The sequence below is a fragment of the Pseudoalteromonas sp. ND6B genome, from assembly GCF_000764215.1.
Taxonomy (GTDB): domain Bacteria; phylum Pseudomonadota; class Gammaproteobacteria; order Enterobacterales; family Alteromonadaceae; genus Pseudoalteromonas; species Pseudoalteromonas tetraodonis.
On the sequence record NZ_JQFL01000081.1, the window covers coordinates 1 to 14,571 of the forward strand.

14 protein-coding genes and 1 other RNA gene are annotated in these 14,571 nt (G+C 40.7%); 5 read left to right on the forward strand and 10 right to left on the reverse strand.

Annotation, left to right across the window (positions count from 1 at the left end; translation table 11 throughout):
• The 5 genes from ND6B_RS01100 to ND6B_RS01080 form a co-directional block, all read right to left on the reverse strand.
• On the reverse strand, positions 1-396 hold a 396-nt coding region (locus tag ND6B_RS01100), incomplete at its 3' end, for a transposase (RefSeq protein ID WP_033102530.1).
• A 336-nt stretch (positions 397-732) separates the two neighbouring features.
• Positions 733-1,299 (reverse strand): division/outer membrane stress-associated lipid-binding lipoprotein, encoded by a 567-nt coding sequence (gene dolP / locus ND6B_RS01095; protein WP_013464043.1) that lies wholly within the window; start codon positions 1,297-1,299, stop codon positions 733-735.
• Positions 1,292-1,885 (reverse strand): SIS domain-containing protein, encoded by a 594-nt coding sequence (locus tag ND6B_RS01090; RefSeq protein WP_008110721.1) that lies wholly within the window; start codon positions 1,883-1,885, stop codon positions 1,292-1,294. Before ND6B_RS01090 ends, dolP begins: the two co-directional genes overlap by 8 nt.
• A gap of 151 nt (positions 1,886-2,036) precedes the next feature.
• On the reverse strand, positions 2,037-2,408 hold the full coding sequence (locus ND6B_RS01085) for a YraN family protein (RefSeq protein ID WP_016899512.1): 372 nt from the start codon (positions 2,406-2,408) through the stop codon (positions 2,037-2,039).
• A gap of 9 nt (positions 2,409-2,417) precedes the next feature.
• Positions 2,418-4,298, reverse strand: a complete 1,881-nt coding sequence (locus ND6B_RS01080; RefSeq protein WP_033104329.1) for a penicillin-binding protein activator — start codon at positions 4,296-4,298, stop codon at positions 2,418-2,420.
• 60 nt (positions 4,299-4,358) lie between these two features.
• On the opposite strand from ND6B_RS01080, the gene rsmI reads away from it, so the two are divergent.
• The gene (gene rsmI, locus ND6B_RS01075) at positions 4,359-5,216 is read left to right on the forward strand and encodes a 16S rRNA (cytidine(1402)-2'-O)-methyltransferase (RefSeq protein ID WP_033104330.1); all 858 of its coding nucleotides are present in this window, start codon (positions 4,359-4,361) and stop codon (positions 5,214-5,216) included.
• A 42-nt stretch (positions 5,217-5,258) separates the two neighbouring features.
• Positions 5,259-5,624: RNase P RNA component class A (gene rnpB, locus ND6B_RS19785), an RNA gene on the forward strand.
• Positions 5,625-5,831: 207 nt separating this feature from the next.
• Here rnpB and ND6B_RS01070 read toward each other — a convergent pair.
• Positions 5,832-6,953, reverse strand: coding sequence for a mechanosensitive ion channel family protein (locus tag ND6B_RS01070; protein WP_033104331.1), 1,122 nt, complete (start codon positions 6,951-6,953; stop codon positions 5,832-5,834).
• 435 nt (positions 6,954-7,388) lie between these two features.
• On the opposite strand from ND6B_RS01070, the gene ND6B_RS01065 reads away from it, so the two are divergent.
• A complete protein-coding gene (locus tag ND6B_RS01065; protein ID WP_008465271.1) occupies positions 7,389-8,336 on the forward strand; it encodes a YihY/virulence factor BrkB family protein in 948 nt (315 codons plus the stop codon).
• Positions 8,337-8,359: 23 nt separating this feature from the next.
• Here the strand turns inward: ND6B_RS01065 and ND6B_RS01060 are convergent, their stop codons facing one another.
• Positions 8,360-11,386: a bifunctional diguanylate cyclase/phosphodiesterase gene (locus ND6B_RS01060; protein ID WP_033104332.1), complete on the reverse strand. Its 3,027-nt coding sequence runs from the start codon at positions 11,384-11,386 to the stop codon at positions 8,360-8,362.
• Between the two features lie 254 nt (positions 11,387-11,640).
• On the opposite strand from ND6B_RS01060, the gene ND6B_RS01055 reads away from it, so the two are divergent.
• Entirely contained in the window at positions 11,641-12,486 is an 846-nt protein-coding gene (locus tag ND6B_RS01055) for a pirin family protein (protein ID WP_008110704.1), read from the forward strand.
• Positions 12,487-12,508: 22 nt separating this feature from the next.
• On the opposite strand, the gene ND6B_RS01050 is transcribed toward ND6B_RS01055, so the two are convergent.
• The 3 genes from ND6B_RS01050 to ND6B_RS01040 are packed head-to-tail and all read right to left on the reverse strand — an operon-like array spanning position 12,509 to position 13,528.
• Positions 12,509-12,751: a hypothetical protein gene (locus tag ND6B_RS01050; RefSeq protein WP_008110702.1), complete on the reverse strand. Its 243-nt coding sequence runs from the start codon at positions 12,749-12,751 to the stop codon at positions 12,509-12,511.
• A 13-nt stretch (positions 12,752-12,764) separates the two neighbouring features.
• Entirely contained in the window at positions 12,765-13,205 is a 441-nt protein-coding gene (locus ND6B_RS01045; protein ID WP_033104333.1) for a hypothetical protein, read from the reverse strand.
• Positions 13,206-13,210: 5 nt separating this feature from the next.
• Complete coding sequence (locus ND6B_RS01040) at positions 13,211-13,528, reverse strand: hypothetical protein (protein ID WP_008110700.1); 318 nt, start codon at positions 13,526-13,528, stop codon at positions 13,211-13,213.
• 574 nt (positions 13,529-14,102) lie between these two features.
• On the opposite strand from ND6B_RS01040, the gene mraZ reads away from it, so the two are divergent.
• Positions 14,103-14,561 (forward strand): division/cell wall cluster transcriptional repressor MraZ, encoded by a 459-nt coding sequence (mraZ, locus tag ND6B_RS01035; RefSeq protein WP_008110699.1) that lies wholly within the window; start codon positions 14,103-14,105, stop codon positions 14,559-14,561.
• Positions 14,562-14,571: the final 10 nt, after the last annotated feature.

A 14,571-nucleotide genomic window follows, 5' to 3' on the forward strand; every position in this document is an offset into this window, starting at 1 on the left:
CTTTATTTCTTGCTTAAGCTGTTTACTGTCTGACTTTACTGTTTTATTTGAAGGTGGTGTTACTAAGTCTTTCTTCCATTGCTGAATATGATGCGGATAAAGCCCTATATTACGGCAGTATTCATTTATGGCGGCTTCATCTAAACTTCCACACTCAATGACCGCGTTGAGCCTTTCTTCTAAACTCCAGTCTTGTGGTCGTTTTTCTGCTGTCATTTGGCTACCCGTCTGGTGTATTTCAAGTTGATGCTTTTTTGCCAGTGCTATCCAACGTTGTAACGTTGAATAACCGACACCTAAATCATCTGCAATATCTTCTAAGCGAACATCATCACATTGAGATAATGCTTTTTCAACAGCTTGAACTTTAAATTCTTGTGTAAATTGACGTCTCATTTTATTTGCCTCTGCTAAATGTTAGAGGCGACAACTATCCTGACACAGGGGGAGCGCGAAGCGTCTCTGTGTACTCTGTGGTAAAAATGTTTTTTAAGTGGGGCTTACGCCGTGCAAGTTTGATTTAAGTTCACGAGCGACGAGTTACGGGCCTCATACCTAAAACCTTGAACCTAATACACATGCGGGGTGAACCCGCTGCTACAGGTATAAAAAAACCTTGCGATGTTAACCGCAAGGTTTTTAAACTTCTCGAACCTCGAACCTCGAACCTCGAACCTCGAACCTCGAACCTCGAACCTCGAACCTCGAACCTCGAACCTCGAACCTTATTCTTTACAAATACTCAAACACTTTAATAACGCGCTCTACGCCAGAGATATTACGGGCAATATTAACGGCTTGGTTTGCTTCAGCGTCAGACACTAGCCCCATTAAGTATACTTCGGCATTTTCAGTCACTACTTTTATATTATTACTGCTGATGTTTTCAGCCGCTAAAAGCTGCGCTTTTACTTTTGAGGTTAACCATGAGTCGTGAGTTTGCGTGGTGATTCCAATATTAGAGCCAATGCGAAGTTGGTTATGAATTTTGCGAATACCAGATAGGTTCTCAATGGTTTTAAACGCTTGGTTTTTCATTTCTTGGTTAGGCACTTGGCCTACCATTAAAACCACGCCATTAACGCTTATAACGCTGATATGAGCAAACTTATTAAGACGTTCATCTTCGCTAATAGCAATACTGGCTTTTATTTCAATATTGTTGTCGTCTATTTGCGAGCCAATGGTTCGTCTATCGTTAGCGGCAGTAACAGCACTGGCTGTACCGGCGACCACAGCTGCGGCACAACCTTGCAATAACACAACAGTGCCTAAAATAATCAGGGAGCGTTTAAACATAATTTTCATCCTGCGGGAAAAGGGTTAAATCCACCAACTCACTTAAACAGTGAAGGTTCACTAAATGCGATTCAATAATGCGACTAGGGCGTTTAGACGGTGTACGTATTTCTACATCGTTGTGCCCAAGTAAGCCAACGAGTTCGCCGCCATCATCACCTACCATTACTATGACCTTCATATCTTTGGTTAGTGCCGCTTCTACTGCAGAAATTATATGTTTTTCATTACCATTAATGGCAAGTACCAATAATAAGTCACCTTGCTGAGCAAAGGCACGAACTTGGCGTGCAAAGGTATCGTGGTCATCTATTTGATTGCCTTGACCTAGGTTAATATTTTCTTGTGAGAGAGCGATTGCAGGTAAGCAGGGACGTTCTGTTTCGTAAAAATTAACCAGTACGCCTGCCATGTGTTGTGCCAGCATATGGCAGTTTGCAGTACCGCAACAGATCAATTTATTACCATTGATCAGGCTTTGTGCAATGGTGAATGCCGCTGACTCCAATGCGCTAGGAAGTACTTCACCTGCTGCAATTTGAACTTGAATACTTTCTTTAAAAATTTCTTTTATTGTGTCTTGCATGGATTACCAACAATTAATATCTAATTCTGTGTGAGCTCACACCCGCTTTATTAAGGATGATGATTTTTAGAAGCAGCTTGTTAATTTTTAACTACGCATTAATGCATTTAGCTGTTGTAATAATTGCTCACTCATTTGTATGTGCTCGGTATTAAAATACGTTTTTTAGCCAGTTTATGTGTAGTGATGGCTCGCCTGTTATAGCAACATAATCAATACGTAATGGCTGATTTTTTAAATTTTTAGCCGCGAGGTAATGATAAATAGTTCGTCTTAATTTTGCTTGCTTTTGCGGGCTTAAAGCATAATTAGCGCCGCCTTTTATATTATTTTTACGAAACTTAACCTCAACAAACACTAAGGTGTCACCGTCTTTCATAATGACATCAAGTTCGCCATAGGGGCAGTAGTAATTACGCTCAATCGCTTTTAAGCCTTGTGCTTCTAAATACTTTTGCGCTTGGCGCTCATAATACTGGCCTTTTTCACGACTATTTTGCCACAGCTGTTTAAACCACGACATGTCGACCCCTTAGTTAATTATGGCTATGCCATCGTTAGCTGATTGCATAAATAGCGGTACAGGGCGTTGTGTTTTTAACTCCACCGGTTTTATTCGGCGGTTGCTGTACTGAGCCCATTGCAGTGAACGTTCAATATCACCGGCACTATTAATCGACAATTTACCGCTCAACCCTGAAAAGTATTTATCGGGTGTAACACTCAATTGTCTAATATCGTTAAGCATGGTGACGGAATCATAAGCCATCGCAAATAAACGTTGGCTTATATCGGCTTGTTCAGGCCATAAATCATTGTATTGCTTACGTAGATTATGCTGCGTAATTTGTGAGTCTAACATCCAAGGCAGTTCAGTAAAGTAGAGTCCGTCTAAATCACCTTTGTCAGTGGTATCTATTTGCTTACTGTGGCTTTTAGAGCTGGCGTAAATAGGAATTCTATCGGCAAAGGTACTCACATTAACATCAAGGTAAGGCTTAATTAATCGGGTTTCAATGGCGTCGCCGAGTATGTAAATGGCATCAATATCGCCACGTGAGCGTGTTTCACTTTCAACTTCTTTATTAAAAAGTGCTTTAACAGATTTAATACGCTCTTTTGACTTATCAACTTCTAACAAGCTAGTAATCGTATTGGGCATATCTTTGTTATCGTTATAAAAACCAACTTGCGTGGTTGTTTCACTATAGCGTTGCCACTGCAGATTAAAGTAGTCAACTAAGCGCTGGCCATTGGTATTATTTGGCGCTAGCAACATCGGCTTTTGATAACCCTGTGCTAAAAAGTGCTCTAGCGTTTGCTGTACTTCATGTTCAGGATTAAGCGCAAAAAAGTAATGTTGCAGCGAGGTTCTTTCGCCATCAAAGGTATTTAAATGTAAGGTGGGTATATCGAGTAATGTATTGGTCTTAGCGAGCTTATCTATATTGGCTTTTAATAGTGGGCCAATAACAAAGTCAGGCTGTAATTGCGAAATCTGTGAGCTCAACGCTTCGGTTTCGGTATTTTCATCAATAAACAGCGTTTCGCTAATCTCTTTTTTATCAAGTGCAGCCAGTATGCCGGCTTTTAATGCATCCCCTAAGCGCTTGTTAGCCCCCGATTGAGGTAATAGCACAACTAAGCGTTCAATATTTAGTGGTGCTAATTCATTGGCGTAAGTATCTTGTTTTGGTAGAACATTGGTACCAGGGTGCCCAAGGTAACGGCGGCGCCAATTATTAATGGCTTGGTCTAAATCAACCGAGCTGTTGGCGTAAACTTGATGATACAAAGCTAAGTTAACCCAACCTTGTTGAATAACCGAGCCACGGTTAAATCGCTCTAATGCATACGAAGAAAGCTGCTTTAAATTATGCCAAAGTGCGTCATTAAGTTTAGGGATAGAAATATTATTTTTTGCTACCGATTCAGAGGCAGCAAAAAAGTGAGGAGCTGCACGTTTTGGTAAGTCTTGCGACGCAAAAATGCTGGCAGTTAAAAATTGATGCCAAGCAAAATGCTCAGGTTGCTTAAGTTGCCCCTCAAGCGTGTTTAGTACCTCAAGTGCTTGCTGGTTTTTATTCTGCTCTTTTTGTGCAAAGGCAATATATAAACGGTTTTGAATTTGATCAACACTGGCAGTAAGTGCAAGTTCGCTACATATTGTTTCGAGTAGCGGCCAGTTTTCTTCCGTAATGGCGCTATCACGGGCACTATAAAGCAGTTGAATTTTATCTGCACCAAAACGGTTTTGCGCTAATTGATAAATCGATTGCGCATTCAGTGCTTCATTTTTCAGCGTATTGGCACTGCTATTTAAGTTATCGCTGGTTTTAGTTGGTTTTTCGGTTGTGCTACACGCCGATAACCCTGACAATATAATTAATAGACTAACTAGTTTAAGTCGCACAATGATTTCCCATACGTTAACGCGATTTGCTTATATTACTGACTGACGCAGGAGACCTCAATGTTAAATGAGGAGAATTCACAGAAAATTGGCACTCTTTACGTTGTTGCCACCCCAATCGGCAATTATGACGACTTAAGTCAGCGTGCAATCGCGACATTATCGCAGGTTGACTTAATCGCGGCTGAAGACACTCGCCATACTGGCAAGCTACTCAGCCACTTTGGTATTAAGGCTAAAACCTTTGCGTTACATGACCATAATGAAAAGCAAAAAGCGCAGCAAATTATCGACCAACTTAATCAAGGGTTAAATATTGCATTAGTATCCGATGCCGGCACGCCGCTTATAAGCGACCCTGGTTATGCCGTTGTTAATTTATGTCGTGAGCAGGGCGCAAGTGTAACACCCGTGCCTGGTGCATGCGCTGCTATTACGGCGGTATGTTGTTCAGGGCTGCCAACCGACCGTTTTCAGTTTGTTGGCTTTACGCCCGCTAAAAGTAAAGCACGCCAAGATTTTTTTATTGATGCGGTTAACTCAAGTATTACCAGTATTATGTATGAAAGTACCCACCGTATTATGGCAAGCTTAGACGATTTAGAAGCAGCGCTAGGTGGTGAGCAGCAAGTGGTATTTGCCAAAGAGCTCACTAAAACATTTGAAACCTTTTTTAATGGCACAGTGACTGAGTTAAAGCAGTTTTTAACTGACGATCCTACTAAACAGCGCGGTGAAATAGTACTCATGCTGCCGGGTAAACCTAAGGTAGTTGACGATATTCCGCCAGAGGCACGCAAAATGTTAGCGCTACTTGAAAACGAAATGCCAATGAAAAAAGCCTGTGGCGTGGTGGCCGATTACTTTGGTATGAAGAAAAACGCGCTGTATAAAACAATTATTGAAGAAAAACAGTAAATGTTTACTGCGTAGTGTGGTGCTCTCATGTATACTGCGCGCCGAGTTAGCCAAGATAATCGCTGCCTGCAACGAAAATGCGCAGGGGGAGGAAAGTCCGGGCTCCACAGGGCAGAGTGCCAGTTAACGGCTGGGGGGCGTGAGCCCACGACAAGTGCAGCAGAGAGAAGACCGCCAATCTTCGGATTGGTAAGGGTGAAAGGGTGCGGTAAGAGCGCACCGGACCGCTAGTAATAGTCGGTTGCAAGGTAAACTCCACTCGGAGCAAGACCAAATAGGGTTCCTTATGGCGTGGCCCACGTTGGAACCGGGTAGGTTGCTTGAGCCATAGAGCGATTTATGGCCTAGACGAATGATTATCACTTTCTTCGGAAAGGACAGAACCCGGCTTACCGGCTGACTCACTCATTCAATAAAAAAGCCCGCAGTTAACGCTGCGGGCTTTTTTGTGTTTGGAATAAGCTGTCAGGTTGCGGGCGGCGAGCTTCGGGTTGCGGGCTTAAAACCTAAACTCGACGCGAGACTAACTATCGCCTTCAGGCATAAAAAACCTTGTAATGTTAACCGCAAGGCTTTTAAATTTCTCGAACCTCGAACCTCGAACCTCGAACCTCTCTATATAATATTTTTTCCCTGCTCCGGATCGCGTGATTCATCGGCTTGCTCGCGAATATCATCCGTATCACTACTTACATCATCAATACTGTGTTCATGCTCTGTGGTTTTATGTTTTTGAATATGTGATTGCTCGTTAATTTCTTCTGTTGTCTCTGTTGTCTCTGTTGTCTCTGTTTTAGCTTCGCTTGCTATGGGATAAATATCTTCACCTTGGCTATTGAGCAATATACGCTCTCTGGCATTGTCAGGCATGCTTATATTATGTTGCGTAAAACTATTGATTAACTCTCGCATAAGCTGTGAGGCTACTTTTACCATGCTGTATTGTTCGCCGTTGACCCAAAAGTAAACAGTAAAATTGATAGTGGCGGAGCCTAAGTTATCAACCAATACTTGGGGAGGTGGATCGCTAAGCACGGAGTTTTGATTTTTTATAACGCTAATAGCAAGACTTTGTGCGCCGCGAATGTCATTATCGTAGCCAATACCGATTGTGAAATGACCGCGCATCTTTGGATTAGCGGTTAAGTTTTTAATGGTATTTTTATACACAGTCGCATTGGGTATTTGAATATGATTGCCATCGTAGTCAACTAAAGTGGTTGCTCTTGCAGTTACTTTTTTAACAATGCCAATTCTGCCATCAACTTCTATTACATCATCAATTTTAAATGGACGTTGTACACTCAAAAGTAAACTGGCAATAAAGTTCTCAGCAATATCCCGAAAGGCAAACCCTAAAATAAGCCCTATTAACCCAGTGCCACTCATAATAGCGACCGCGAATTCGGTGAGTCCTGCCAAGCGTAAAAATAGGTAAAACCCGAGTAAAATAATTAAGGTACTAATGCCACGCCTAGCAACTAGGTGTACTAATTTACTGTTGGTCATGTAAGTAACGGGCTTTATTAACAAGCGTGATAATGGGGTGGCGATTAAATAACTAATCACCAAAATAATAATCCCTAAAAACAAAGTGGGCAGTAATTGCACGAATGAGTGTAGTAATTGCACGCTTTGCTCTTTTAAAAAGCCCCATGAAACCGAGTTTGGCTGAACGGTGTCGATTGCGGGAATAGATGTGTTATTAGCGAGTGTTGCAATTAAAGCGCTGAGCATAGAGGTCATCCGTGTTAGGTCGAAGTAATTAGGGTCTGTGTTAAACAATAGCAGCAAGTCTAGGGTCTGTTGAACCTTTGCGGATTAATATTTGTTCAAACTAGGGCAATTTAATCGCGGCGCGAGGTTTGTAACCTAGTGGGCTAAGTAAAAACCGAGTAAAGCTTCCGCGTCCTGCTCACGCCCCTTACCTACATCCATGTAGGCAACAAAGAGTTAATTGCCCCTAGGCAGAACTCTTCGGGCAGCGCCTGTTTTGCATTAATGCTACGTTATCGCCTATTTATGGGGAATACCACACCACATAGGCGCTGCCTTGCCTAAATACCAAACAGACTGCTGCAAATTAAACCTTGAAAGGTCAACAGACCCTAATACCAAGCAGTATTTGTTTGGCAAACATTTTGCTACTTAATTAGAAAAAGGGAGTTAACTATGAGTGACTTTAAGCGTGGCCAAAGAGCCAAGCAGCCTAACCATATCCCTCTGCGTGGCTGGTGGGATATTACAAGGCGAATAGTAAAACAAATGAGCCGTGATAATTTATCTTTAGTGGCGGCTGGCGTGGCATTTTATGCGTTACTGGCTATTTTTCCCGCCATTGCGGCATTGGTGTCTGTGTATGCTTATTTTGCATCACCGAATGATATTAGTGTGTATTTAAGTCAGTTTATGGCGTTATTACCACAAAGCACTCAAGAAATTATTTTATCTCAAGTTTCAAGTCTTGCGCAAAAGTCACAAACTAGTTTAAGCCTTAGTGCGCTGGGTACTTTACTGTTAACTATCTGGAGTAGCTCTAAGGGCAGCCAAGCGTTGATCACAGCATGTAATATTAGTTATCACGAATACGAAAAACGCTCATTTTTAAAGGCGCAACTTGTGCGTTTGTTATTTTCAGTGGGTGCAATTGTGGTGGCTGTAATAGCACTGGTAATTATAGGTATATTACCGCTAGCGCTTAATTTACTCGGAATTAAAGAGAGTATTGATTTTTTAATCATGCTTATATCATGGCCGTTGCTGGCATTGACCTTTAACTTTGCATTATTAATTTTATACCGTTATGCGCCTCACAGAAAAGCAGCTAAATGGCGCTGGGTTACCGTGGGCTCATTCACCGCCACCGTATTATGGATTGTGGCATCTTTTGGCTTTTCATTTTATGTATCTCATTTTGCTAGTTACAACGAAACATATGGCTCTTTAGGTGGAGTGGTTATTATGCTTATGTGGCTATTTATTAGCGCTTATATCATTATTTTGGGAGCCACAATCAATGCTGCGTTAGAGCAGCAAACCGCTCAAGACAGCACCATTGGACCAGATAAAAAAAGAGGGCAGCGAGGTGCGTATGTAGCAGACCACCTCGACACAAAATAACCAGTATTAGGGCTAAATGACTTTTATTTCAAACTAATTACTTGATTTGTTGTTATCAGCTGCATAAACGAGGCTTTGTGCAGCGGCTTTGAAAACAAATAGCCTTGGCCATAATCACAACCGGCCTCAAGTAATAAATCCATTTGTAATTTTGTTTCTATGCCTTCGGCAATTACTTTTAAACCAAGCTGGTGAGCCATCATAATAATTGCTTCACATAAGGCCAGCTCTTGGCTGTTTTTTTGAATATTATCAACAAAGCGTTTATCGATTTTTAGGTAGTCGGTATCCATTTCTTGTAAGTAAGCAAGCGATGAGTAACCGGTGCCAAAGTCATCAAGGGCCAATTGCATCCCTGACTTAACCAAGGCTTTTAGGCGGCTTTGGGTCAGTTCTTCAGGATTAACCATCAAGCCTTCGGTAATTTCTGCCACAATACTCGATGCAGGTAAATTTGCTGTCTCAAGCATGCCATACCAATCGTCTATACCACTGTCTGTGGTTGCGAGCTGCACCGGCGATACGTTAATGCTTATTTGAAATTCATCTTGAATGTGTTTTTTAATATCATTAAGTGTTTGCAGTGCTTCAGTAAATACAAATTGACCGAGCGCATTTATTTGTCTAGTTTCTTCAGCTAAGGGAATAAAGTCAGCGGGGCTGATCAGGCCTTTTTCTGGGTGTTGCCATCGAATAAGCCCCTCAGCTTTATGAACGTGTAAATCATCAAGCGATACGATAGGCTGGTAATACAATTCAAACTGTTCTAGTTCTATAGCTGAGCGAAGATCTTTGAGTAGTTGCATTCTTGCGTTTGCATCTTCACGCATATCATGTGAGAAGAACTCAAAGCCATTGCGGCCGCTATTTTTTGCTTTATACATAGCTTGGTCAGCGGCTTTAAGTAATTGCTCTGGATTTTGGCCATCATCTGGCGCGCAGGTAATACCAATACTGGCACTGATATACACTTTTTCATCTTCAATAAAAATAGTGGAGGCAAGGCTAAGTAGCAGTGATTTTGCTATTTTTTTGATGTTATCGCTGCCATGTAAATCACTAAATACAACAACAAACTCGTCTCCGCCAATTCGTGCTACAAAGTCAGCCTCTTTGGCCGTTTGCACAATTCGCTCAGACACTAACTTAAGTAATCTATCGCCGTAATGGTGGCCCAATGTGTCGTTAATATCTTTAAAATGATCAATATCTAATAGCATAATGACCAGTTTTTGATCTGCATTGGTAAGGTTTGCGAATCGTTGGTTTAAGCGCTCTTTTAGTTCTAATCGATTAGGCAAATCGGTTAAATGATCAAAGTGCGCTTGTCGCCAAATTAATTCATCTGCTTGTTTTTTCTCGGTTAGGTCGGTAAAAATAGCAATACGACTAGTCGGGACTTTATTTTTATCGTAAATAGTATCGATGGTTAACCATTCAACATACAGCTCGCCATTTTTACGACGATTGGTTATTTCACCTTGCCAGCGGCCTGTTTTATTTATTGACTGCCACATGTAATTATAAAACTGCTTATCGTGTTTACCCGATGATAAAATACCCACCGTTTTATTGAGTACTTCATTCCGAGAATACAAAGTTGTTTCACAAAACGCAGGGTTCACATCATAAATAACCCCATTTTCATCCGTGATTGCCATGCCTTCACTGCTGTTGTTGTAAACTAATGACGCTAAATGCAACGATTTTTGATTTTGCTTTCGTTGTGTGATGTTACTAATAACGATAATAAACTCATCGGCTTTTTTCATTGGGCTAATTTTAGCTTCATAAAACTGATTGTCTTGTTCTTGTTCAAGCTCAACAGTGACAGGGGCGTTCAGGGGTATTAAGTACCCTTGCACTTGTTTTAAATTAGCATCAGAGAATAAACACGATAATTTTTTAGGGGGTGTTGAATGGCTATAATTTAACGATTTAGTACGTCCACCGGTATCAAGAATATTGCCATTGACATCTACGCGTAAAAAAGCATCGGGTAATGCATTAAGCAGGCTATTGAGCTCGTCATGCTTATGTTTAAGGGATGCTTCAGCCGTTAAGCGAGTTTCGGCCATGTATTTAAAACGATGGTAAAGTCTATTTAGCTCAGGACTATTGGGCTGCTCATCGTCATGAGGCATATTACCGGCCGCTAAGCGGTTAACAGCCTGCGTTAAACTTTTAATCGGGGTTAAAATGCTTTTATTGACTAATCGTCTAGCCAATACGGCTAAAAGAAGAGTGGCAATTAAAAAACCTAAAACCATTCTTACAAAGTTAATATCTATCCGCTCAAGTGTTTTATCTATTGGTTGAGTAATATAAATAGAGAGCTTATTGTCATTGCCATCTCGATAGAGAGTCGTTTGATGAAAAACTCTACGGATACCATCTTTTCCTTTAAAAATGACACCTGCTTGTAAATTATGTTCTAAATCAAACTCTTCCAATTTATAACCTAATCTATCGGCTGAAAAAGGGGAGTTGGCTAAAATAAGATTATTAGAGTCAGTGATGGCGACTCGAACTTCTGTCGGTAAATTCAAGCTATTAAGTGCCGAGCTCCACCAGTCTAAAGCAATTACAGTTACTATCACGCCTTCAATATCATTGTTTTCATTAAGAATAGGGGAAGCAAAGTTAATGCTCTGGGCTTCAAGGCTGCGATCGTGCTGGAAATGGCCAATACTAAACTCTTTACTGGCGAGTGCGTTTTTAAAGTAGGGACGATCACTAACGTTGATATTAGGGGCATCATTATTTGAGGAACAAATTAAATCGCCGTCTTTGTTTACTAAACCAATATTCGCGATATTGCCATTGAGTGCCTTAACATCTAAAAAATACGAAGGGCAGCGAGAAGATAAAGACTTAATGTCTTTCTGCTTTTTTGCTAAAAACTCAGTAATATGCTCTACATCATTAATCATGCTTTGCTGCTTGATAATTAGGTACTCAGTGATAGAGCGCACTTTTTTCTCGTGCTCTTTAATAGCCGCGTCACGACTAAACCACAAGGTTACTAAAATGACAGCAGCTACAGGCATGCAAATTAGCATAAGTAGTCGATAAAGCTGATGTTTTAATGATGCAGTAAAAATAATCGTATCCAAATAAATATAGGGTAAAACTCTAACCAATAATTATACCATAAATAACCTTTAATGTACTAAGGTTATATCGCAAATATTAAATTTACTTTTATTGTATATAACTGAAATTTATTAATTAATTTTCGGGTAAAGTCATAATAATAAATTAATATTTTATACTTTTACTTAACCTATTTTAGGCAAAAAAAATGAAAATAACCAAAGTACTAACTGCTTATGCTACCCAAGATGGGGATGGTGTTAATATTCGTCGTATTCCGGGATTTGATGGTAAATATTTAGATCCATTTTTAATGATAGATGAGCTTAAATCTGACGATGAAAGTGATTATATTGGTGGCTTTCCTCCTCATCCTCATAGGGGGATCGAAACCTTTACCTATATTTTAAAAGGCGGATTTGAACATCAAGACCAAATGGGTAACAAAAAGGCGATTCGTGCGGGTGACGTACAATGGATGAGTACCGGTAGCGGTGTTATGCACAGTGAAATGCCCCTTGCCGATGCTGAACAAGGCTTACATGGCTTTCAAATTTGGCTCAATATGCCAAGTGCTCAAAAAATGCGTGAGCCGCAATACCAGGATACCACAGAGCAACCAGTACCGAGTTTTACTAATCAACAAGGTATTAGTCTTAAAGCGCTAGCAGGGACATGGCAATTTGAATCACACCAATTGGCTGCAAGCTTACAAAATTTAGCTGCTAATGGCGCTATAGCCGATGTAGTTTTGCCTGCGGGTGAAGGGCTTAATTTACCGGCTTTAAAACAGCAAAAAGTAATGATTTATATTTATACAGGCTCATTAATATCTCAGACAGGTGACGTGTTTAATGCGGGTAAGTTACTTATATTAGAACCATTGAGTGACATTGCATTACAGGCACAGAAAGCGGCGGGGGTTCTTATTTTAGCAGGTGATCCGCTTAATCAGCCAATTGCACATATGGGACCGTTTGTAATGACCACTGAAGCTGAAATTCGCCAAGCGGTTAGCGATTATCAAAATGGTTTTTTTGGCTCATTGTCGTGATAAATCGATGCGCGAATGACTTTTAAGCAAGTAGCTTTAATAACCAAGTGTATTTTTTTATCGTGTTTGCATCACCTTTAGCAGACTCAACTACAGCGCCAGCTGCAAACGCACTGGCGAGCCCCACTTTTGTTGCTGCAAAGCGTTTGGCTCTGTATTTTATAGCTGCAAGATGCTGACGTTTTAGTTCTGATCGCATAACAACTTCTTTATCTAGCTGTTGCACGCGAGCGTTCGGTGAGTTGATCAAATAATTGATTAACATAATAGTGTGTGCCTTATAATTTAAGCAGCTGCCTTAGGCTATTTAGCGTTTTAGTAAAGCCAATTTTTTTGCTTAGATAAACGGCGTTTCGCCACAGCCAAACTAAACATAAAATTTGTAGGCTGATCACCATTGCAATGCTCAGCCAGATAGAGCTAAACAGATCAAAGGTGGCAAAGCCTACAATACCTAAAAACCCCACCCACAGTAACACCAAGCCACTGGCAAAACATCCTAGTAGAATGGTGATCAGTGCTAAGGATCTTAGCGATAGCTTCCAATCTGCTATTGCCAGCTGATGTGTCAACTTTCCTTGTTGATGATAATCATCCTTGAGCTGCGCTGCATAGTCAGCAAGCTTAGCAACGTGATCTTGCCAGTCATCGGCGTGTTTTGCCGATGACGGCGAATCTGTCCCTTGTGATTCACTTGGTGTTGAGTGTTGGTTTTGCATTAGTATTACTTACGACGAAACAGTGCTGTAACTAACATACCAGCAGCAAACGCCAGACCCGCCGTTGCTAATGGGTTTTCTGATGCGAGTTGACGCGTTTTAGACGAACACTCTGCTAGTTTCTCACGAGCGGCTAACTGCTTTTCATTAAGCGTTTCAGCTGAGCTGCTTGCGCCTTTACGAACGCCACTTTCTGCCGCCGCCGCTTTGCTTGATAATGCATCAACTGCGTCATGCGCTGCTGATGTCGCTTTATCTGTTAGCGGTGCTTCAATCTCTTGTTTTGCATCAATAGGAGTTTTGCTCTTCGTTGCCGTAGCCATAATCAATCCTTAATAGTTTTTTAAAAGTAATTATTTAGATGCAATGATTAAACCAGTCTTTAACCTGTTGTTTTATATAAATTGTATTTTATTTACGAATTTTGAGTGGGTTTATAGCTGTAACTATTGCGACAATAGTTTGTAATTTTTACAAACTAGGACGTGTTGAGCATTCGAGATTGATTTTTTCTTTGTCCACTCGATTACAAACCTCGCGACACGATTAAACCGCATCTAGTTTGACCAAACTCTAATTCACAAAGGTCAGCAGGGCTCAAATAAATTGTAATTATTCACTGTTTATTCATTAAGCAAATAATGCCATCAAGCTAATAAAAAGAACGATAAAAAATTTTTTACTGGCTGATCAGATTTTTTATTAAACAATTCAACCGCTTTAATCGGAGCCTTATTTTTTCAGGCTTCGCGGGGTGCTAAAGCTGGGTGACTTACTTGACAAAAAGGCTTGTCAAGCCCTAAACTGGAGCACTGTGGTAAAAAGTGGTGTTTAGTGGATCAAACTGGATCGGGTTAATCAAAAAGTTGATTAAAATAAATTTACAATAGGCTTTTTATGTTTCGTGGCGCAAGTTCACTGAGTTTGGATGATAAAGGACGTTTTGCGGTACCGACTAAGTACCGAGATACGCTATTGTCTGAAGATCAGGGAACGGTAATTTGCACCGTTGCACTCAATGAGCCTTGCCTTTGGTTATACCCTCTTGCTGAATGGTTAGAAATAGAAAGCCGTTTAGCAAAAATATCTAATATGAATCCTAGAGCACGACGGATGCAACGTATGTTGTTAGGTAATGCGACAGAGTATCAGCTTGATAAAAACGGTCGAATTTTGTTGGCGCCTTCATTGCGCTCACATGCAGAACTTGGCAAAAAAATTATGCTGGTGGGTTTAATGAATAAATTTGAAATTTGGGATGAAGCACGTTGGCACGAGCAAATGCGCCAAGACACTGAGCTTGAAAGGCTCGGTGATTTTGAACCGAATGACGATTTAGATAACTTCACCCTCTAGCAGCAAAATA

Coding starts and splice junctions, on each gene's coding strand:
- dolP (WP_013464043.1), bottom strand. CDS start 1,299: ATGTTTAAACGCTCCCTGATTATTTTAGGCACTGTTGTGTTATTGCAA.
- ND6B_RS01090 (WP_008110721.1), bottom strand. CDS start 1,885: ATGCAAGACACAATAAAAGAAATTTTTAAAGAAAGTATTCAAGTTCAA.
- ND6B_RS01085 (WP_016899512.1), bottom strand. CDS start 2,408: ATGTCGTGGTTTAAACAGCTGTGGCAAAATAGTCGTGAAAAAGGCCAG.
- rsmI (WP_033104330.1), top strand. CDS start 4,359: ATGTTAAATGAGGAGAATTCACAGAAAATTGGCACTCTTTACGTTGTT.
- ND6B_RS01070 (WP_033104331.1), bottom strand. CDS start 6,953: ATGCTCAGCGCTTTAATTGCAACACTCGCTAATAACACATCTATTCCC.
- ND6B_RS01065 (WP_008465271.1), top strand. CDS start 7,389: ATGAGTGACTTTAAGCGTGGCCAAAGAGCCAAGCAGCCTAACCATATC.
- ND6B_RS01060 (WP_033104332.1), bottom strand. CDS start 11,386: ATGCCTGTAGCTGCTGTCATTTTAGTAACCTTGTGGTTTAGTCGTGAC.
- ND6B_RS01055 (WP_008110704.1), top strand. CDS start 11,641: ATGAAAATAACCAAAGTACTAACTGCTTATGCTACCCAAGATGGGGAT.
- ND6B_RS01050 (WP_008110702.1), bottom strand. CDS start 12,751: ATGTTAATCAATTATTTGATCAACTCACCGAACGCTCGCGTGCAACAG.
- ND6B_RS01045 (WP_033104333.1), bottom strand. CDS start 13,205: ATGCAAAACCAACACTCAACACCAAGTGAATCACAAGGGACAGATTCG.
- ND6B_RS01040 (WP_008110700.1), bottom strand. CDS start 13,528: ATGGCTACGGCAACGAAGAGCAAAACTCCTATTGATGCAAAACAAGAG.
- mraZ (WP_008110699.1), top strand. CDS start 14,103: ATGTTTCGTGGCGCAAGTTCACTGAGTTTGGATGATAAAGGACGTTTT.